Below are 18,888 nucleotides of genomic sequence, written 5' to 3' on the forward strand. Positions count from 1 at the left end.
GCAAACCGCGAAAGATCGGTTCCCTAGCTCTTATCGTGCCGGGACCATTTGCCTTGGTGGATTCCCGTCGCGTTCTGTCTTTCCTGCTTATCCTGCTTTGCCTCTTTGCCGATTTTGCCGTTTTTCCTGTTCCTCGATTTCATGGCAACGGCAGGCACCTGAGGTTCAAGAGGACCGATGGGAAGAATGACAGTAAGAGTAAGGCCGCCGCCATTGGCGGTCGTAGTCGCATCGATGAACCCATGGTGGGCTCGCACCACAGATTGAGCAATGGACATGCCCAATCCCGTACCGCCTTTTTGACGGGCGCGCGAGGGGTCGGCTGTATAGAAGCGTTCGAAAATCTGGGATTGGCGGTCCGAGGGGACGCCGGGACCGTGGTCCATGAAGCTGAACACGGCATAGTTCATCCCCATCTGCATGGATTGCCCGACTTCGACGGCCTCAAGGAAGTAGCGCAACGATTCAGGGCTTGGAGGCATGCGTTGCAACGATTCAGGACTGATGGATGCGGGAAGGACGGCCAGCCCGACCTCTACAGGCGAATCCGATGGCGTGTAACGATGAATATTGCCGACGATATTGGTGATGACCTGACGCAGCCTCGAGGCATCTCCTGTCAGCGTCAGAGCGGGGAATTCGCCCTCACGGAACACCAGATGCGAGGGCTTGTTGCCGTCCTTGGCATTGAGTTCAAGGCTTCCTTTTCTGATCAGCCGATTGTTGTCCAGCGCATGCAAATCGTCGACGGCGTCCTTCAGCTGCTGGCTCAGGTCGACCTGCTGGGTCATGTCGATGCCACGTCCCTCGTCGAGGCGGGCCAGCGAAAGCAGATCCTCCACAAGCACGGTCATCCGTTGGCTTGAAGCCTCGATATGGTCTATGGATTCATCAGCACGCTCAAGAGCACCCGGCAGATCGCGCTGCATGTGATACAGCTCGGAATAGCCATGGATCGTGGCCAAAGGGGTTCGCAATTCATGGCTCGCGTCGGAGACGAATTGCTTCATCTTGTCCGTGGTTTCCTGCTGCTCGCGGAAGCTTGATTCGATGCGTGCCAACATGGCGTTGAGCGACGCTGCAAGCGAGCCGACCTCGGTGTTTTCCGGCGCTGCCGGAACACGCTGGGTCAAGTCACCCGCGGCGATTTTGGCAGCGGTCTTCTCGATGCGTTTCAGCGGAAGCAAGGTGCGCTGAATAATCAACGTGGCCACTACCGCGCCGAGCAGAACAATGATGATACTGACGAAAATCGAATATTGGGTCAACGTGCTGATGATATCGATCTGGTCGGCCATCGATATGCCGATATATACCGTCATTTTCACCGTGCTCGTGCCATCGGGTCCACGTTCCCTGCCTTCCAGGGCGAGCACGCGCCATGGGGCCTGGGCCACCTGCATGGTACGTTTGTCCGTTTTGACCGACGAATTCAATTCACGAACGTTGGCAGCGGCGGTGAAAGGCTTGTCATATTCGACATCGCCCATGGAGCCGTTGGGTGGCAACTCGGGCTCCGAAACGACACTATTGCGCAATACAGGAACCAACGGCGTTCTGATGATGACGTTGCTTTTGTAGTCCCGCCACTGCATGAAATATTCGTTCGGCCCGACGTTCTCGTTCTCGTCTTTACGACTCAGCAGGTCAACGTTGCTATAGACCAATTGGGCCTGATCACGCAGTTGGGTATCGGTCTTCGCCACCAGATAGCTGCTGACCAATTGACGTATGGTCAACGAAATACCAAAGGTGCCGACCATCAGCAGGACAAGCGTGCAGGCTACCAGCTTGGTGGAAAGAGGTACGGCGTCCAAACGGCCGAGCCAACGTCTACGCATCCGGGCAAGAGCCGGGAATCTGCTCGGTTTGTTGCCTTTTTGGGATGTGCCGTTTTTGCCGTGTATCGCCTCCGGCTGCGACGAACCATCATTCGTTGCAGTCCCATCCGTTTCCGCGTCTCCACGCTCCTGCGAATCGCCCGATGCCTGTGCTTTCATCATCAGCGCTGCTATTCCTTCGGTTCACGAATCATATAACCGATACCACGCTTGGTCTCGATAAGCGGAACCACCTTGTGTTTGGTGCCGTCCGTATCGGTGACGACAACGCCGTCGACCTTCTTGCGCAAATAGGAAATATAGGATTCGACGATCGCCGCGTCCCCACCCCAGTCATATTGCCATACATGATCGAGGATCTGGGCTTTGGAGAGCACACGGCCGACGTTGTCCATCAGATAGCGAAGCAGCTTGTACTCGGTGGGGCTCAGATCAATGGTCTGTCCGGCCCGCGTCACGTCGTGGGAGTCCTCGTTGATTTCCAGGTCTCCGACACGCAGGATGGGATCGTCCTCCGTCTGTTCGTGGGTGCGGCGCAGAATGGCGCGAATACGGGCGACCACTTCCTCCAGGCTGAACGGTTTGGTGACGTAATCGTCTCCCCCGACCGTAAGCCCCATGACCTTGTCCTGGGTATCGTCGCGCGCGGTCAGGAACAGCACCGGCGCGTCGATGCCTTCCTGGCGAATCCGGCGTGTCACCGTAAATCCATCGATGTCAGGCAGCATCACGTCGAGGACGATCAGATCGGGCTGGGTCTTCTCGATTACTTCGATGGCTTCGGTGCCGCTTGCGGCCGTAGTCACCTCGAAGCCGGAAAAATGCAGGGATGCAACCAGCAGATCCCGAATTGACGGTTCGTCATCCACAACCACGATCGACGCTTCTATTTGTTTGCTCATAATGATAAGGATTGCTCAACTGTCTGTATGTTTCCTGAATACTTCCTGCACAAAGTGCATTATTCATCACTCAGCAAAACGGCGGGGACCGGATTCAGTGGCGGGAAATCAGCCAAACGATCACGGCATTCGGCGGATTATTCCTCACTTTTTCTTGCGATGACGCGGCCCCTTAGCCTTGGGTTTCACGAGTTTCGCTGCATCTGAACTATCCGTTTGCCCGGTCTTCGGGCCTTCGTCACTTGGATAGTCCTTGTCGCTAGGCGATTCGCCGGTTTTCTTCTTCTTTCCTCTACGCCTGAGCAGCATGACAACAGCGCCGATGACGATAATGACAAGAATAACCGCGATAGACCCCGCGATGATGATTTTCGGTTTTCTCGAAGTCTCCTGCTTATGCAGAACCTTGATCTCATCCATCATGGCGCAAGCTGCGCCGGACCAATCAGGATCGTCGCCCTTCTGTATCGGGCCGAGTGCAGCCTGAGACAGTCGGGAGACATGGTCTTTGTCTTTCAGCCAGTCATCGGAATTGTGCGAGACGGCGACCACCAGTCTGCCGTCGTTGGAAGCGAGCGCGAGAAGGACGGTGTTGGCGGGAGGCTTGGTCGATTCAAGACTCTCCCCCGCCCATGTATCGGGATCTTTGGAACCAGCGAAATTGGCCAGGTACAAAAGCCTCACCGTCACACCGGTTTCCTGTTTGATGGAAGCGATTTCGTCATTGACGTGGGAGACGTTGCCACCGAGAAGATTTTGCGGGTCGGTCACCTCGGCGTTGATTTCACCCATTGACGAGCTTGCCGCCCGAGCCGGTTGCGCAAAGCCGAAAAGCAACACAACCCCTAGCAACGAAGCGGCGAAGGCGACCATCAATCCCAAAATTCGCTGATGATGACCTTTCGATGACGGTTCAGATCGGACTTCGCCGTACAAACAATCCCTTGAGCTTTCCTCGATATCCGGAAAAGACAAAATACTGGCTGACATATCAACCACTGTAGCGAATAGGTTCACCAACGAGCTTCAAGTCCGCTACGGACTCAACAATGACAGAACAACAAACAGTTGAAAAACACAGCCACAAGACAAGACTCGCTGAGCGGTCTGCTCTCGGCCTGAATCAGGTGTGGCGGCAGACCGCCAAACCGGGCAACGCGAAAGCGCCGGTACCTTGTAAAAGATACCAGCGCTTTCTCAATCCTCATGACCCTCTATCACTGCGTATTCCGAGAGTCAGCCACGGATCAGTAGCCCATGTCGGCGCCCTGGCCGGCGGCCGGAGCGGCCTTCGGCTCGGGCTTGTTGGCCACCACGGCCTCGGTGGTCAGGAACAGGCCGGCAATGGAAGCCGCGTTCTGCAGGGCGGAACGGGTGACCTTCAGCGGGTCGGCCACACCGGCCTCGAGGAGGTCCTCGTAGGTGTTGGTCGCGGCATTGAAGCCCTGGCCTTCAGGCAGTTCACGCACCTTGTTCAGCACGACGTCACCGGAGACACCGGAGTTCTCGGCGATCTGCTTGATCGGGGCTTCGATGGCGCGGAAGACGATGGCGGCACCGGTGGCCTCTTCGTCGGTCAAAGCCTTGACGTCAGCGGAGTCCTCGGCCTTCTTGGCAGCCTGGACGAGCGCGACACCACCGCCGGGCAGCAGGCCCTCTTCAATGGCGGCCTTGGCGTTGCGCACAGCGTCCTCGATGCGGTGCTTGCGTTCCTTGGCCTCGACCTCGGTGGCAGCACCGACCTTGATGACGGCCACACCACCGGCGAGCTTGGCGAGACGCTCCTGCAGCTTTTCGCGATCATAATCGGAATCGGTGTTGTCGATCTCGGCGCGAATCTGGGAGACGCGAGCCTCGACGTCGTCCTTGGAGCCTGCACCGGAAACGATGGTGGTCTCGTCCTTGGAGACGATGACCTTCTTGGCCTGACCCAACACGGACATATCAATGGAGTTGAGCTTCAGCCCCAGATCATCGGAGACGACCTGAGCACCGGTCAAGATGGCGATATCCTGCAGCATGGCCTTGCGGCGGTCACCGAAGCCAGGAGCCTTGACGGCGCAGGAATTGAAGGTACCACGGATCTTGTTGAGGATCAGGGTGGGCAGCGCCTCGCCGTCGACATCCTCGGCGATGATCAGCAGCGGCTTGCCGCTCTTCATCACAAGTTCGGCGATGTGGACGACGTCCTCCTGGCTGGAGAGCTTGCCACTGGTCAGCAGAATGTACGGTTCGTCGAGCACGGCGGTCTGCTCGTCGTTGTTGGTGACGAAGTACGGGGAGATATAGCCCTTGTCGAAACGCATGCCCTCGGTGAAGTCGAGATCCAGACCGAAGCGGTTGTTGTCCTCGACGGTCACCACGCCATCCTGGCCGACCTTGTCGAGCGCTTCGGCGATCTTCTCGCCGATCTCGGGGTCGCCGGCGGAAATCGTTGCGGTGGCGGCAATCTGGTCCTTGGTCTCCACGTCCTTGGCCACGGAGACGAGTTCCTTCACCACGGCGTCAGAGGCCTTTTCGATGCCACGGCGCAACGCCACCGGGTTGGATCCGGCAACGACGTTCTTCAGGCCCTCGTGCACGAGCGACTGCGCGAGCACGGTCGCGGTGGTGGTGCCGTCGCCTGCGACGTCATCGGTCTTCTTGGCGACTTCCTTGACCAGCTCGGCACCGATATGTGCGTAAGGATCCTCAAGGTCGATTTCCTTGGCGATCGAAACGCCATCGTTGGTGATGGTCGGAGCGCCATAGCTCTTGTCGAGCACCACGTTACGGCCCTTCGGGCCCAGCGTGACCTTGACGGTATTGGCGAGTTCATCAAGACCCGCAAGCATTCCTTGGCGAGCTTCCTCGTCGTATGCAATCATCTTTGCCATTGTTTCCTCCACAAGTGGCTACACATCTTATATTGACTCACCCGAAATCCCAGGAGCCGGATAACCAACCGTCAGCTGCCGATTATCACTCTCGAGCCCCGAGTGCTAATTTCAAGATTAGCACTCCCATCGGTCGAGTGCCAACATTGATGAAATTGCGCTGTTGGCATGAAAAAACGTTGGGCCCGATTCTTGCAAACCGGACCCAACGTTAAATATAGCGATGCGCTAGCAATCAGATCTTGGTGACAGTCGTCGCCTGCAGGCCCTTCGGGCCTTGCTCGAATTCATATTCCACCTTATCGCCGTCGTCGAGCTTCTTGAAGCCCTCGCTTTGAATAGCGGAATAGTGAACGAAAACATCTTCGCTCCCATCATCGGGGCTGATGAATCCGTAACCCTTGCCAGCATTGAAGAACTTCACGGTACCTTGTGCCATAATAACCATTCTCTCATCCGAGTGTCACGCGAAAACAATATGAGGTACCCGGCTGATTCCGGATACTACATCACGTAACAGTTTTTACTATAGACAGAACCCCAGTCAAAAACACGAAACACGCCGAAACTGCATCATAAACAAGGAAAAATAAGCAAATAAAGCGGTAAGCCTGTTCAATCGACAGCTAACAATACCAATCAGTTCTGCAGCAAGACGACAATCGGCTGGCCGGCGTCGCTCTTCTGCTCTACTGAAGAGATTCCCAAGGTGTTGGCCACGTCCTGCGCTGTCGCCTTGTCTGCTTCATTGGCATACCAGACGACAGTCGAAGCCGGTACATCGCCGGTCGGGTTTCCGGCCGTAACGTTGGAGTACCCAGCCTGATCGAGCACCGCCTTCTTCTGCGCGGCATAGCCGGTCGTACCGGTGGCGTTGAGAACCTGGACCGCCGTCTGCTTATTCACCTGCTGAGCAGGCTGAGGGGCCGCTTGCTGCTGGTTGGTGGAAGCGTCGGCGTCGGACTTGGTATTCGACTTCGTGTCCGTTTTGCTTTTGGCGGGCTTCTTCTTCTCGGTCTTTTCACTGGTCGTGGTCTGGGACTGGCTTTGGTTGTGCCCGGCAAAGGTTTTTTGCAGTTCACCCGAATAGAAGCCCCAGACCAACAGTCCGGCCAGAACGGCCACTACGACCACGATAAAATAAGGAATCGAGCGGGAGAGCAATGAGGTGTTGCCACGATGCACACCTATGGGCCCCTTGGGGGGGTTGTCGAACGCGTCCTTTTGATAAGACTCATAGTTGCTACGGTCGTCACGCGCCATAAGTTCTCCTCCAATATGTTCCGCTACGCATAATCATTATCAACTATAGCGTCCTCCGCCGTCAAATCTCTTTTTGTGATAAAACCTCAGGAAAAGCAAACATACTGACCCGAACCTAGAGTAGGTGCCATGAGCGAAACCCACATCAAACCACTTTCAGAGCTCGTCGAGGCCGGCTGGGCGCGAGCTTTGGCCGACGTGGAACCGGATATTCACCGCATGGGCGACTTCCTGCGTGCCGAGCACAGGGCCGGACGCCGTTACCTGCCAGCGAGTCATAATATCCTGCGCGCCTTCACCATACCGTTCGATTCCATCAAGGTTCTGATCGTCGGGCAAGACCCCTACCCCACCCCGGGTCATCCTGTTGGATTGAGCTTCTGCGTGGCCCCCGATGTGCGCCCGGTGCCTAAAAGCCTGCAGAACATCTATAAGGAGATGCACGAGGACCTCGGGGTACCGATTGCACCAAACGGGGATCTCACGCCTTGGTGCGCCCAAGGGGTCATGCTGCTGAACCGGTGCCTGACGGTAGGCGTCGGCCGTCCCAACAGCCATCAGGGGAAAGGCTGGGAGAACATCACGGACGCCGCCATCAAGGCTTTAAACGCGCGTAAAGACGAGAACGGCAACCAGAAGCCATTGGTCGCCATTCTCTGGGGCCGCAACGCCCAAAGTCTCGAACCGCTGCTGACCAACGCCTTCATCATCAAGTCCCCTCATCCGAGCCCCCTCTCGGCTTCAAGGGGATTCTTCGGCTCGCGTCCGTTTTCGCGAGCCAACGCCGCACTGCAGCAAATGGGAACCACACCGATCAATTGGGACCTTACGGCCCACTCGGCTCTACCCTCGGCTACAATGCCTGACACAGAGCAATAAACATCCGAATCAAGAATTGAAGCGTTATGGCAATTTTCCCCCCACATCCGCGTTCTTCACAACCTGCCGAGCAGCAACGGCCCGCAGCATCCATTCCGGCCCCCGCCACCTCCAACGCGGCAGCAAGTGAAGGCATCCGCGCCAAACAGTTGGCCGATCGTATTCGTATGCGTTTCGCGCAAACGCTTGTCGGACAGGTCAACCTCCGTGAAGCCCTGATCACGACGATGATCGCCGGCGGCCATATCCTCATCGAATCCGTTCCCGGCCTGGCGAAAACCACTGCCGCGCAGACTTTGGCGACTTCGGTTTCCGGTTCCTTCCGTCGCGTGCAGTGCACGCCCGACCTGATGCCGTCCGACCTCGTCGGCACACAGATCTTCGACTTCTCCAAGCAGCGGTTCTCCACGCAGATCGGCCCGATACACGCCAATTTCGTGTTGCTTGACGAGATCAACCGTTCCAATGCAAAAACGCAGTCGGCCATGCTCGAGGCGATGGCCGAAGGCGCCACGACCATCGGCGGCGAGCGCATCGCCCTGCCCAAGCCGTTCATGGTGATCGCCACACAGAACCCGATCGAGGAAGAGGGCACCTTCACCCTTCCCGAGGCGCAAATGGACCGTTTCATGATGAAAGCCGTCATGACCTACCCAAGCGCCGCCGACGAAACGCGCATGCTTTCGATGCTTGCCAGCCGCGGGACGGACGTGGTGGACACCACAACCCCTGCACAGAACGCCTTGAGCATCGCCGACGTCGATTTTCTCCGCTCCGCCGCCCGGCGTGTCCACGTTTCCGAGGCCATCATGAATTACGTGGTCGATCTGGTCGCCACTTCACGCGGCGCCGGCAGCCACCCGATCAAGAACCTGGCAGCCAAAGTGCGTTTGGGTGCAAGCCCCCGAGCCTCGATCTCGCTGGTTCGCGTCGGACAGGCACAGGCCATCCTGAACGGGCGCGACTATGTGATTCCCGAGGACATCAAGAAGTTCCTGCATGAAATCATGCGGCATCGAATCCTTCTGACCTTCGAGGCCCAGGCCGAAGGCACAAGCCCCGACCAGATCATCGATTCCATCGTCGAAACGGTGCCTGTTCCATGAGCCACGACCTACGTCACGTCTCACCGGCATCAAGAAAAGTACGTAGGCAGATCGAAACGCTTTCCTCGACACTTACCCTGCCTACCGTACGTCGCGCCTTGGGAGTGCTCGAAGGCGAGCATTCTTCATCACGGCTCGGCGGAAACAATGACCCGATGTCGACCAGAGACTACACTTTCGAGGACGAGGCGAGGCTCATCGATTGGAAGGCGAGCGCGAAACTTGGCCATCCCATGGTCATCGACCGCGAACGCCTGGTGACCTCGCGCGTGCATCTGCTTGTCGATAACGGTCTGGAAATGGAAGGCCGAACAATCTCGGGAGAGACCGCAACGGAAGTGGCGGGCAACGCCATGTGCATGTTCGCGGCCCTGAGCGCCCGCCGCCATGACAAAATCTCGTTGGTGTTCGCGGACAGCCTGAACATCATACGCAAGCCGTTCAAGGGAGGTCTGGCCCAATTCGAAAAGGCCATCGATGACGCAGTGAGGGGCCAAAGTCGGCCTCCTCGCAATTTCGAAGCCCTGCTTTCGTACGCCCGTACGCTGAACGACAAGGGTTCGCTGGTGGTCATCGCGACCGATGGCCATGCTCTCAACGACAATCACCTGCATTCCCTACGGCTTATCGCCGCGATGCACCCGCTCATGCTCATCGACATCGAGACGCTGAATCCTTTCAGAAAAGTCCCATTCGGGCAGGTCACAGACGGAGCGGACGGGCGGCGCATTCCTGCATTCATGATAGGCGAACAGACGGCGAAGTCCGTCGACACGCATCGACGATATCTGACGGCCCAATTGCAGGAACGGCTCAAAGCCAGCGGTGCGACACTGATATGTGTCACGTCGAGCGAAGACATGTTCTCCCAATTCATTCATCTGGTCAGTGTGACGTTGAAACAGACTTCCTTCACCTCTCCTGAAGCCCTCCCCCTCGTGGCGGGAGAAATGGCATGATCCTTACCGCGAATACTATCGGCATGGCCGATTACAAACCCGAAGGCCTGATTACGATGCCGACCGGACTCATCGTTGCCTTCATCTGCTCTTTTGGTGTCGCAGTCATCCTGGTCATCGCGATATTGGTGCTTTCAAGACCCAGGAAAGAGACCCCTGCCAAGGTTCATGGCGCCCATAGCCCCCAAAACGACAAAACGGCATGGCGCAAACGAATCAACGGCATCGTAGAGCAACATGCGCAAGGCGAAAAGACAAGGGACGAAGCCTTGCAGGCACTGGCACAGGTGGCCCGGGATTTTGCGGGTGTAAAAACCAACAAAGACATCAGTTCCTATACGCTTGCAGACCTCAACCACATTCCGGTTTCCGCTTCATCCGACCCGGGAATGAAGCTGTTGCGCCAGACCATCAGCGCGCTCTATCCCCCGGAATTCGCTGATGTCGAACGCCATGCGCAGGCCCGTGACATCAGCGTGGAACAGGCTGCCGAGTGGGTTTCCAATCTGATCGAGAGGTGGCGGAAATGAACCTCGAATGGCATTGGCCCTGGGCCTGCGTGATCGGGCTCGTGGTCGCAATCGTCCTCATCGCGGCTTGGCAACTGGTCGGCATGCGTCGGCCCGACAAGTCGCCCCAGATTCCGGTCTTCGACCTCGATGAGGATCTCAATGCCGAACACGTAGGAGAGCTTTTCCGGCAGTGGCGGGTTTTGAATCGTGTCGCGGTGGTCGTTTTGGCGCTGGCCCTTCTGGTTTCCCTGGCCACGGTTTCCAGACCTTCTACGGTCGATGAGGCCGACGAACGGGCAAGCAATCGCGATATCGTTCTGTGTCTGGATGTCTCGCCTTCCATGTTGTCATACGACCATGAGGTCCTGGCATCCTACCAACGGCTGGTCTCGAATTTCAAGGGCGAACGCATCGGCCTGAGCCTCTTCAATTCGACTTCCCGCACCCTTTTCCCGTTGACCGACGATTATCAGTTGGTTTCAGGACAACTCAAAAACGCAAGCGACATCCTGGCAAGCATCTCCTCCCAAGACAAAATCGACAACACCGATCCACGTACCCTGCAGAAGTTCTCCGACCTTATCGAAGGCACCCAGAACCGCAAGGACAAGACCAGCCTGATAGGCGACGGTCTCGTCAGCTGCGCGGCGATGCTGCCCGGTTTCACTTTTGGTTCGACGAATCGGTCCAAAGACGATGCGGGTAAAGCCTCGATCGTGCTCGCCACCGACAATTTCTCCGGCAAATCGACCTATACGTTGGGCTCGGCCCTGGATCTGACGCACAAGGCCGGAATCGTTGTCGACGGCCTGTATGCGGGGCCGGAGAGCAGCGAAAATGACCGCACGACCATTGAGATGAAACGCGACATCACTTCGCACGGCGGTTCGTATTTCTCCGTGCATTCCGGCAAACCGATAGAAAACCTTGTACAGACGATCGAAAAACGAAAGAACAGGGACGAAAACAGAATCCGCAAGGCGGCCCTGGTCGACGCCCCGGGTTGGTGGACATTGGCATTGGCGCTGTTGGCAGTGATTTGGATAAGCCTGGCTTGGAGGCTCAAACGATGAACCTCGAAAACCTTATGACATTGCGTTTCAATCCCGCTCTGGGGTGGCCTGCCGGCATCGCCATCGCGCTGATCATGATCGGTTTTGCGATCGCCGTGGTCGCTACTCACCGACGCAGGAAAGGCGAAAGCGACGAGACCCTGTGGGCATGCATACGCCGTTGTGCCATCTGCATCATCATCGCGCTCTTGGCATTGACCCCTTCGACCGTCGCCAGTACGACGAGCAGGGCGGTGAACACCACCGACGTGGTCATCGCCACCGACGTGACCGGTTCGATGGCCGTTGCCGATGCCCAATACGGCTCCTCCAAAACATTGACGCGGCTGGATGCTGCCAAGAAAGCCATCAATGACCTGACCGGCATCTACGACGATTCGAGCTTTGCCGCCGTACACTTCGGCGCCAACGCCACGTTGGATGTGCCGCTCACCCCCGATATCGGAGCCATTCACAACTGGGCAACAGGGTTGCGCACGGAGCCGACCGCCGTCTCTGCCGGATCGAATCTGGACGCTCCGATCGACCCTCTGCTGGTCACGCTCAAGCAAATGCGCGCCGCTCATCCGCACGACAAAATCGTACTCTATTACATTTCTGACGGCGAACAGACATCCGCCGGTTCACGTCGAACCTTCTCCTCGCTTCGAGCGTATCTTGACGACGCCTTTACCCTCGCCGTCGGCAGCACCCAAGGCGGGCGGATTCCGGAAGTCAAGGCAGGCCTCACCGACTCGTCAAGCGACCAGCCGGGCACCGGCGATCAGGATTGGGTGAAGGATCCCGCCACCGGCCAGCCGGGAATCTCGAAAATGGATAAGAAAAACCTGAGCGCAATAGCCGACGAAATGAGCGGGAAATGCATAGTGCTCGATCGCAGCCACAGACTTGACAAGTCTTCTGTGGCCTCGGTTTCCAAGCATTTCAGGGATGTGAACACACCCAAACGGCGTAAACGTGTGATGCCCTTGGTCTGGCCGTTGTCTATAGTCTTGGCTCTTGCGCTGACGATGGAAATGGGCAGCTGGCTGACGAATTCAAGGAGACTGCTGTGAAGAAACATAAAACCCTTTCTCCTTTGCCCCCCGCAGCACCTGCCAAAACGCCCAAGGCACGCAAGAAACAAGGCAAGGCAACACTTTCAGCTCCTTTGAAAGCCAACAGCAAGAACCGGGCGGCAATGGCATCATTGCCGGTACGCATCATCATGGGGATTCTCGCCGTGATGTTCCTTGCCATCGCAGGAGTGCTTTTGGCAAACATGGCGGCCATAGACACTTACAATCAGGCCACGGCCTCCCTCAATGCCAGCCTTGAATACGCCAAAAAGCCGAATGCCGATCCGCAACGGCTCAAAGCCCAACTCGACCAGGCCAACGCCCAATTCGACAGTGCCCGCCGTCTGGGTCGTATGCTTGCCCCGAACACGAAGAACCTCATCAGCGTCAACAGCGACATCTCCGGCAAGCTCACCGCTACCGTCAAGCACAAGATAGCCAGTACCAACGGCAACGGAAAGAGCGGTGGACGCGCAGCCCAAGGCAAAGGCTCGTCTTCCGATTCGGCAAAAGCCGGCAACCAAGGATTGACCGACGAGCAAAAAAAGCAGGTCGAGGAGACGCTCAAGGCCAATCAGCCCAACGGTCCGGTAAACGGCGACAAGAAAACACCGACCAAAAGCGAGGAAGGCGCCGACGTCAAGCCCTGGTGAGGATAGCCGGTTCAGACAACGGGTCGCGCTAAGGTAAGGGCTTATGCAGCTGACTCAAATTTCACCGGCAATCGCACTGACCTCACTGGACGGACGCTATCACCAGCAGACCGCCCCACTCGTTGAATATCTGAGCGAACCCGCATTGAACCGCGAACGGATAACCGTCGAGATCGAATGGATGATTCTTCTGGCCAACGGATTCGACGGTAACGGCAATGTGCCGGTTCTGGACGGCGTCAAGCCTCTCACGAACGCTGAAGTCACCTATCTGCGTGACATACCCGAAAACTTCGGGGCCGAGGGCATTGCACGCCACGCGGCTTATGAGGCCAAGACGCATCACGACGTCAAGGCCGTCGAATACTACATCGACGACGAGCTTGAAGCCGCGTCAAGCGTGCTCGGAGCCGAGACGCAACTGCCGAACCTCAAGACGCTGGTGCATTTCGCCTGCACTTCCGAGGACATCAACAATCTGGCCATCGCCCGTTGCATCAAGAAGGCCGTCACGTTGGTCTGGCTGCCCCGAGCCCGTGAGCTCAATGATTTTCTCGCGCAGAAAGCCGAGGAATTCAAGGATCTTCCGCTTCTGGCGCTGACGCATGGCCAGCCGGCCACCCCGACGACGTTGGGCAAGGAGCTTGCGGTCTTCGTCCATCGTCTGAACCGCCAGCTGAACCACGTTCAACAACAGGAATATCTCGGCAAGCTCAACGGCGCCACCGGCACGTTCGGTGCGCATACCATCGCCTGCCCGCAGGCCGATTGGCTGGCCATCTCGCGCGAATTCGTCACCAACCGCATGTCTCTTACATGGAACCCGCTGACCACCCAGATCGAAAGCCATGACTGGCAGGCCGAACTCTACGGCACCGTCAGCCATACCAACCGAATCCTCCATAATCTCGCAGTGGACATCTGGATGTACATCTCCCGTGGTGTCTTCGCCCAGGTACCCGTCAAAGGCGCAACCGGCTCGTCGACCATGCCCCACAAGGTCAATCCGATTCGTTTCGAAAACGCCGAGGCCAACCTCGAACTCTCCTGCTCGTTGCTAGACACTCTCTCGAGCACGCTGGTTGAAAGCCGTTGGCAGCGCGATCTGACCGATTCCACCACGCAGCGCAACGTCGGCGCGGCGCTCGGCTATTCCCTGCTGGCACTCGATAACCTGCTTGGAGGCCTCAAGTCCATCCATCCCGCGTTCGAGGTCATCGCCCGTGAACTCGATGAAAACTGGGAGGTCTTGGGCGAGCCCATCCAGACGGCCATGCGCGCCCAGGAATTCGCCGGGCGAAAAGGCATGGAACGCCCATACGAAAAAGTCAAGGAGCTCATGCGAGGCAAAAGCATATCGAAGGCCGACATCGAATCATTCATCGATTCCATGGACTTCGATGAGGCCACCGCCACGCGTCTCAAGGCACTGACCCCACAGACCTATATTGGCCTGGCGGCGCAACTGGTGGGTTTTGACGGGCAATGAGCGACAAAACCCCCTCTTCATCGGTTTCGGAGAGGCCACCGGCGGCCACGACGGATCCAGCGCCAAACCCGACGCAGAATCCCATAAAGCCGGTCGATTCAGCTCCGCCAAAGCAATCAGCGCGACATTATGAGGTCGATATCGACGATGTCGCCCCTCAGCGTGCCCACAATGCCAATGATCTGATTCACGCTGTAGGGGCGCTGATACTGGCCGTTGTCGTCATCGTTTTCGCCACGTACCTGCATGGCATCACCACCGGCGTCGAACACGACGCCAAAACCGCCGGACAGGCCTTCACCTGGCTTATGGATCTGCCGGTGTCCGTCCTTCAGCAATTCCTCAGTTTTGTCGTCATCATCAGCGTGCTGATCCATCTGCTCATCAACAGGGAATGGTTCCAGTCAGCGGTTTCGGTAGTGGCGTTGTTTTGCGGATATGCCGTCATTCTCGGGTTTTCCTTCCTTCTGGCACATATAGGCGTACCGGCGTTGATCAATGCCGTGCAATCCAGTGAAGGCGCGGGGCCGGCGATGCTCCCCGATTTCTATGCGGGCATCGGCGCGTTTCTGACCGTAGCCGGTCCGAAACGTTCTCGCTCCTCGGTCAAATGGGGCTGGAACACGCTGTTTATCGCGGCTGCGGTTTTCGTTATCGTCTCATGGCATTCGGTCGCCGGAACCATCGTCTCCTTCGCGGTCGGCCGCATCATCGGCCTGGTATTGCGCTTTGCTATGGGAACCAGGACCCAGGGGCTGTGGGGTTCAGGAATCGTTCAGGCTGTGGGCAACATCGGTCTGAGCCTCACCGAACTGCATCGACGCGAAGAAGAAACCGAAACGGGAGCCCTCAAATCAAGGCTCGACGACGATCTGATTGAAAACTCGCGTATCTATGACGCCAAAGACGAACAAGGCGAACGCTATATCATCTCCGTGCTGGACTCCCTGCCCCACGCCGCGGGGTATCTGAACCAGCTGTGGCAGGGGTTTCGGTTTACCGGCGTCGCCATACGACGGGACCGCTCGGCAAGCGATGCCGTCCATCACCATTTTTCGATGCTTCTGGGTCTTCAATCCTGCGGATTGACCACACCCAGCCCGTACGGCGTGATGGACAGCGAAGAATCCTCGGTACTGGTGCTGAACGTGGCCGACACCCCGAGCCCCACCGGTCTCAGCAACCTCACCAAAGAAGCCATGACCGATTATATGGGTTATCTCGCCCGCGCGAATCGCCGGGGCTATACCCACAGACGCATCACCCCCGACACCCTCGCCCAGATCCATGGCGAGCATGTCATCGTCGGCTGGCAGAACGGCGATTACGCAAGCGGCAGTACCAACATCGCCATGGACAAGGTACAGCTTTTGGTATTGCTCGCCACGCTGAGCACCCCACAACTCGCGATTGAAGCAGCACTGAAGGTCTGGGACCGGCAGACGTTGATTTCCTTGGCCCCTTTCATACAGAAAGTAGCCATCCCCTCGGCCACGCGCAATCTCCCTGGTTGGAACAAAGCGCTGCTCGGCGAAATGCGCGACGGTCTGAATGCGCTCGACCCTCACGATGAGACCGATTCGCCGGAACCGGTGACACTGGCCCGTTTCAATGTCAAATCATTCGTTTCGATCACTCTGCTTATCATCGCCGTCGCCGTCATCTTCACCCAGCTTCGCCCCAACGAGGTCATTGCAGCGGTCCGTCACGCCAATATCGTCTGGGCCCTGATCTGTCTGCTGCTCTCCATGCTCGCCTGGGTCGGGTCTGCCGTCACGCTCGGCTCGTTCATGGATCACGGCAAGCGTCACTGGTTCGATCTTTTCTGTTCCCAAGCCGCATCCGGGTTCACTGCGGTCTCCATGCCCGCGGGCGTTGGTCCTGCGTTCGTCAATCTCCAATTCCTGCGCAAGAACGGATACAAGAACACCGCCGCCACCGCCATCATGTCGGTGACATGGGCAGTACAGGGCTTGACTACTATTGTATTACTTCTGGTCATGGGGCTGTTCACCGGCCGTAACATGTTTTCCGGCATGGTGCCGACCAATACACTGGTGGTGGTCATCGGCGCCATCGTACTACTGCTGTGCCTGTGCATGGCCATCACTCCGATCAGACGCATGATCGTCGACAAATACCTTCCGCTTCTGCGCTCCTACGCCCATCAATTGGTCGAGGTGCTGGCGCAGCCCCAGAAACTCGCCATCGGTATTTTCGGCGCATTGATCCTGAATATCGCGACGGGTCTTGGCTTCTGGGCGGCGCTGATGGCTTTCGGCAACTCCTCGAATGCCCTGGAGACCATCTTCGTCTTCCTTCTGGCCAACACACTCGGCAGCGCGGCCCCCACGCCGGGCGGTCTGGGGGCGGTCGAGGCTGCGCTGACCTTCGCATTCACCTCCATCGGCGTGCCTCCCGCCGTCGCGTTGAGCGCCACACTGCTCTATCGCGTCGGTTTCTATTGGCTGCGTATTCCGATCGGCGCAATGGCGATGAAACGGCTCGATCACCATAATCTCTTGTGAAGATTCGCAAGGATTATTATCCGGTTTTGTAAATAACGGCCCGCCGATCCGAATTCTGCTTGGAATCCGGCCTCAGCCCTTTCAGACAGCTATTTTCATCCCAATACGGCTAAAAACACCCTTGGAAGGCCGAAATCTTTACAAATCAAGGAAAAAAGTACCGTAATCGGCGGTATTTGGCGAGACTTTGGACTAGACTATACTACTGAAACGTGGCTTTCAACAAACTAGAAAGCCCCTAATCAAGAAGGATTCTTCATGGCATACAACAAGTCTGATCTCGTTTCGAAGATTGCACAGAAGTCCAACCTGACCAAGGCTCAGGCCGAAGCGGCCGTCAACGCCTTCCAGGATGTGTTCGTCGAGGCAATGCAGTCCGGCGAAGGCCTGAAGCTCACCGGTCTCTTCTCCGCCGAGCGCGTTCGCCGCGCCGCACGTACCGGCCGCAACCCGCGCACCGGCGAAACGATCAAGATCCCGGCATCCTACGGTGTCCGCATCTCCGCCGGCAGCCTGCTCAAGAAGGCAGTCTCCGACAAGAAGTGATGTGACGATCACGATCATCTGATCTGCGAAACCTCCGATTGATCTATTCGACCGGAGGTTTTTTCATGCGTGCGCGAAGCTTATAAAGCCTACAGGATAGTATATAGACAGCAAGCAGAAAACAGGCAGGTAGATATGACGACTAATCCAAGAGCATTGGCGCTCAAAGTGGCTCAGGTGGCCCAGGACGCAGGCAAACACGCGCTTCATGATCAGATCAATCCCCAGGATTTTGCCGAACTGGAAATTCCTTCAACCACCAGACAGCTTGGCAGCACCATCGACAAGAAACTCGTCGCCTTCATCGAAAACCGTCTCAACTATCTTGAGCCGTTTGACGGCATGTGGCGCGACAGGCCCGAAGGCGCAAAACCCGGGGACCGTTTCTGGTGCGTCGGCCCGATCGACGGGGCCATTAATTTCCGACGGAATATGAGCGAATGGACCATCACCGTCTCTCTTTTCGAATTCAACGAGGAAAACTCGGCACAACCGGTACTGGGTGTCGTGCATGCTCCTGCCCTGGGCCTGACCTATCTGGCCGCCAGCGGACAGGGAGCCATCCGCATTCGTCGTACGCCTATCGGGGAGAAAAGAGGCAAGGTATTTCCCTCGACCATCAGCTCGCTGAACGGTTCCGTAGTGAGTTTCGGTATGTCACATGTTCCCGCGGAATCAGAACGCGCGTTCCACGTCCTGAGCCATATAGCCGGCAAACCGGCCGACGTCAAGCGTATCGGACCGGTATCGCTCGATCTGTGCAAGGTGGCGGACGGCACTTACGACGCCTATTTCGAACCGCACCTGCACCAGTGGGATATTCCTGCCGTCTCGGCCGGCACCGTCGTCGTTCGCCAGGCACAAGGCCGGGTGAGCCGCTGGAACGGCAATCCGATACACTGGCGCGGCGAGAACGACATCGTGGCCACCAACGGTCCGATTACCGAAGACCTGAAGCCATATCTTGTCGACTTGGCGTATCCGTTCCAATGAGACATTTTCGATTAGGTTTTAACGCTTCCCATATCGGGATTTTCTTTCATTCATCGGGAACCGGCGCATCCGCAAAAGCGTGGAGCCACAGGCCCTGAGTATCGATAGGCGCAGGTTTGATATCAGTCAATGAACAAGAAGCGATGCTCAATATCGCTTGAGCTAAAGTAAATACAGAAACATGCATATTGACGGCAACGTCGAGCAATG

At 57.2% G+C, this 18,888-nt stretch carries 18 protein-coding genes; 11 read left to right on the forward strand and 7 right to left on the reverse strand.

All coding sequences use genetic code 11. The features are described from left to right. Window positions 1–23: 23 nt before the first annotated feature. The 6 genes from OZX75_RS03615 to OZX75_RS03640 form a co-directional block, all read right to left on the reverse strand. The gene (locus OZX75_RS03615) at window positions 24–2,000 is read right to left on the reverse strand and encodes a sensor histidine kinase (RefSeq protein WP_525930272.1); all 1,977 of its coding nucleotides are present in this window, start codon (window positions 1,998–2,000) and stop codon (window positions 24–26) included. 11 nt (window positions 2,001–2,011) lie between these two features. Next, window positions 2,012–2,743 (reverse strand): response regulator transcription factor, encoded by a 732-nt coding sequence (locus OZX75_RS03620; RefSeq protein ID WP_277146982.1) that lies wholly within the window; start codon window positions 2,741–2,743, stop codon window positions 2,012–2,014. Between the two features lie 144 nt (window positions 2,744–2,887). Further along, window positions 2,888–3,616: a TPM domain-containing protein gene (locus OZX75_RS03625; RefSeq protein WP_277147381.1), complete on the reverse strand. Its 729-nt coding sequence runs from the start codon at window positions 3,614–3,616 to the stop codon at window positions 2,888–2,890. Window positions 3,617–3,990: 374 nt separating this feature from the next. Further along, window positions 3,991–5,619, reverse strand: a complete 1,629-nt coding sequence (groL, locus tag OZX75_RS03630) for a chaperonin GroEL (RefSeq protein ID WP_277146984.1) — start codon at window positions 5,617–5,619, stop codon at window positions 3,991–3,993. A 235-nt stretch (window positions 5,620–5,854) separates the two neighbouring features. Then, window positions 5,855–6,058, reverse strand: coding sequence for a cold-shock protein (locus tag OZX75_RS03635; protein ID WP_277146987.1), 204 nt, complete (start codon window positions 6,056–6,058; stop codon window positions 5,855–5,857). Window positions 6,059–6,258: 200 nt separating this feature from the next. Beyond that, a complete protein-coding gene (locus tag OZX75_RS03640; RefSeq protein WP_277146989.1) occupies window positions 6,259–6,882 on the reverse strand; it encodes a LytR C-terminal domain-containing protein in 624 nt (207 codons plus the stop codon). Window positions 6,883–7,011: 129 nt separating this feature from the next. Between OZX75_RS03640 and OZX75_RS03645 the strand changes: the two genes are divergently transcribed. The 11 genes from OZX75_RS03645 (at window position 7,012) to OZX75_RS03695 (ending at window position 18,678) form a co-directional block, all read left to right on the forward strand. Then, window positions 7,012–7,761 (forward strand): uracil-DNA glycosylase, encoded by a 750-nt coding sequence (locus OZX75_RS03645; protein WP_277146991.1) that lies wholly within the window; start codon window positions 7,012–7,014, stop codon window positions 7,759–7,761. Between the two features lie 26 nt (window positions 7,762–7,787). Continuing rightward, window positions 7,788–8,867 carry an AAA family ATPase gene (locus OZX75_RS03650; RefSeq protein ID WP_277146993.1) on the forward strand — a complete coding sequence of 360 codons (1,080 nt, stop codon included), beginning with the start codon at window positions 7,788–7,790 and terminating at the stop codon, window positions 8,865–8,867. Then, complete coding sequence (locus tag OZX75_RS03655) at window positions 8,864–9,826, forward strand: DUF58 domain-containing protein (protein WP_277146995.1); 963 nt, start codon at window positions 8,864–8,866, stop codon at window positions 9,824–9,826. Before OZX75_RS03650 ends, OZX75_RS03655 begins: the two co-directional genes overlap by 4 nt. Before the next feature lie 23 nt (window positions 9,827–9,849). Beyond that, window positions 9,850–10,356 carry a hypothetical protein gene (locus tag OZX75_RS03660; protein ID WP_277146997.1) on the forward strand — a complete coding sequence of 169 codons (507 nt, stop codon included), beginning with the start codon at window positions 9,850–9,852 and terminating at the stop codon, window positions 10,354–10,356. Beyond that, window positions 10,353–11,411, forward strand: coding sequence for a vWA domain-containing protein (locus OZX75_RS03665; protein WP_277146999.1), 1,059 nt, complete (start codon window positions 10,353–10,355; stop codon window positions 11,409–11,411). Before OZX75_RS03660 ends, OZX75_RS03665 begins: the two co-directional genes overlap by 4 nt. Then, a complete protein-coding gene (locus OZX75_RS03670; RefSeq protein ID WP_277147001.1) occupies window positions 11,408–12,466 on the forward strand; it encodes a vWA domain-containing protein in 1,059 nt (352 codons plus the stop codon). The genes OZX75_RS03665 and OZX75_RS03670 overlap by 4 nt, the downstream gene beginning before the upstream one ends. Beyond that, window positions 12,463–13,122, forward strand: a complete 660-nt coding sequence (locus OZX75_RS03675) for a DUF6466 family protein (protein ID WP_277147003.1) — start codon at window positions 12,463–12,465, stop codon at window positions 13,120–13,122. The genes OZX75_RS03670 and OZX75_RS03675 overlap by 4 nt, the downstream gene beginning before the upstream one ends. 43 nt (window positions 13,123–13,165) lie before the next feature. Then, on the forward strand, window positions 13,166–14,611 hold the full coding sequence (gene purB / locus OZX75_RS03680) for an adenylosuccinate lyase (protein WP_277147006.1): 1,446 nt from the start codon (window positions 13,166–13,168) through the stop codon (window positions 14,609–14,611). Beyond that, window positions 14,608–17,139, forward strand: coding sequence for a lysylphosphatidylglycerol synthase transmembrane domain-containing protein (locus OZX75_RS03685; protein ID WP_277147008.1), 2,532 nt, complete (start codon window positions 14,608–14,610; stop codon window positions 17,137–17,139). Before purB ends, OZX75_RS03685 begins: the two co-directional genes overlap by 4 nt. 258 nt (window positions 17,140–17,397) lie before the next feature. Beyond that, window positions 17,398–17,685, forward strand: a complete 288-nt coding sequence (locus tag OZX75_RS03690; protein ID WP_277147010.1) for an HU family DNA-binding protein — start codon at window positions 17,398–17,400, stop codon at window positions 17,683–17,685. 135 nt (window positions 17,686–17,820) lie between these two features. Beyond that, window positions 17,821–18,678, forward strand: coding sequence for an inositol monophosphatase family protein (locus OZX75_RS03695; protein ID WP_277147012.1), 858 nt, complete (start codon window positions 17,821–17,823; stop codon window positions 18,676–18,678). A 46-nt stretch (window positions 18,679–18,724) separates the two neighbouring features. Here OZX75_RS03695 and OZX75_RS03700 read toward each other — a convergent pair whose 3' ends face one another. Further along, window positions 18,725–18,886 (reverse strand): hypothetical protein, encoded by a 162-nt coding sequence (locus tag OZX75_RS03700; RefSeq protein ID WP_277147014.1) that lies wholly within the window; start codon window positions 18,884–18,886, stop codon window positions 18,725–18,727. Between the last annotated feature and the right edge of the window lie 2 nt (window positions 18,887–18,888).

This window comes from Bifidobacterium sp. ESL0800 (assembly GCF_029395355.1).
Lineage (GTDB): Bacteria > Actinomycetota > Actinomycetes > Actinomycetales > Bifidobacteriaceae > Bifidobacterium.

Coding starts and splice junctions, on each gene's coding strand:
- OZX75_RS03615 (WP_525930272.1), bottom strand. CDS start 2,000: ATGAAAGCACAGGCATCGGGCGATTCGCAGGAGCGTGGAGACGCGGAA.
- OZX75_RS03655 (WP_277146995.1), top strand. CDS start 8,864: ATGAGCCACGACCTACGTCACGTCTCACCGGCATCAAGAAAAGTACGT.
- OZX75_RS03685 (WP_277147008.1), top strand. CDS start 14,608: ATGAGCGACAAAACCCCCTCTTCATCGGTTTCGGAGAGGCCACCGGCG.
- groL (WP_277146984.1), bottom strand. CDS start 5,619: ATGGCAAAGATGATTGCATACGACGAGGAAGCTCGCCAAGGAATGCTT.
- OZX75_RS03645 (WP_277146991.1), top strand. CDS start 7,012: ATGAGCGAAACCCACATCAAACCACTTTCAGAGCTCGTCGAGGCCGGC.
- OZX75_RS03640 (WP_277146989.1), bottom strand. CDS start 6,882: ATGGCGCGTGACGACCGTAGCAACTATGAGTCTTATCAAAAGGACGCG.
- OZX75_RS03665 (WP_277146999.1), top strand. CDS start 10,353: ATGAACCTCGAATGGCATTGGCCCTGGGCCTGCGTGATCGGGCTCGTG.
- OZX75_RS03660 (WP_277146997.1), top strand. CDS start 9,850: ATGGCCGATTACAAACCCGAAGGCCTGATTACGATGCCGACCGGACTC.
- OZX75_RS03690 (WP_277147010.1), top strand. CDS start 17,398: ATGGCATACAACAAGTCTGATCTCGTTTCGAAGATTGCACAGAAGTCC.
- OZX75_RS03635 (WP_277146987.1), bottom strand. CDS start 6,058: ATGGCACAAGGTACCGTGAAGTTCTTCAATGCTGGCAAGGGTTACGGA.
- purB (WP_277147006.1), top strand. CDS start 13,166: ATGCAGCTGACTCAAATTTCACCGGCAATCGCACTGACCTCACTGGAC.
- OZX75_RS03695 (WP_277147012.1), top strand. CDS start 17,821: ATGACGACTAATCCAAGAGCATTGGCGCTCAAAGTGGCTCAGGTGGCC.
- OZX75_RS03650 (WP_277146993.1), top strand. CDS start 7,788: ATGGCAATTTTCCCCCCACATCCGCGTTCTTCACAACCTGCCGAGCAG.
- OZX75_RS03620 (WP_277146982.1), bottom strand. CDS start 2,743: ATGAGCAAACAAATAGAAGCGTCGATCGTGGTTGTGGATGACGAACCG.
- OZX75_RS03625 (WP_277147381.1), bottom strand. CDS start 3,616: ATGGTCGCCTTCGCCGCTTCGTTGCTAGGGGTTGTGTTGCTTTTCGGC.
- OZX75_RS03670 (WP_277147001.1), top strand. CDS start 11,408: ATGAACCTCGAAAACCTTATGACATTGCGTTTCAATCCCGCTCTGGGG.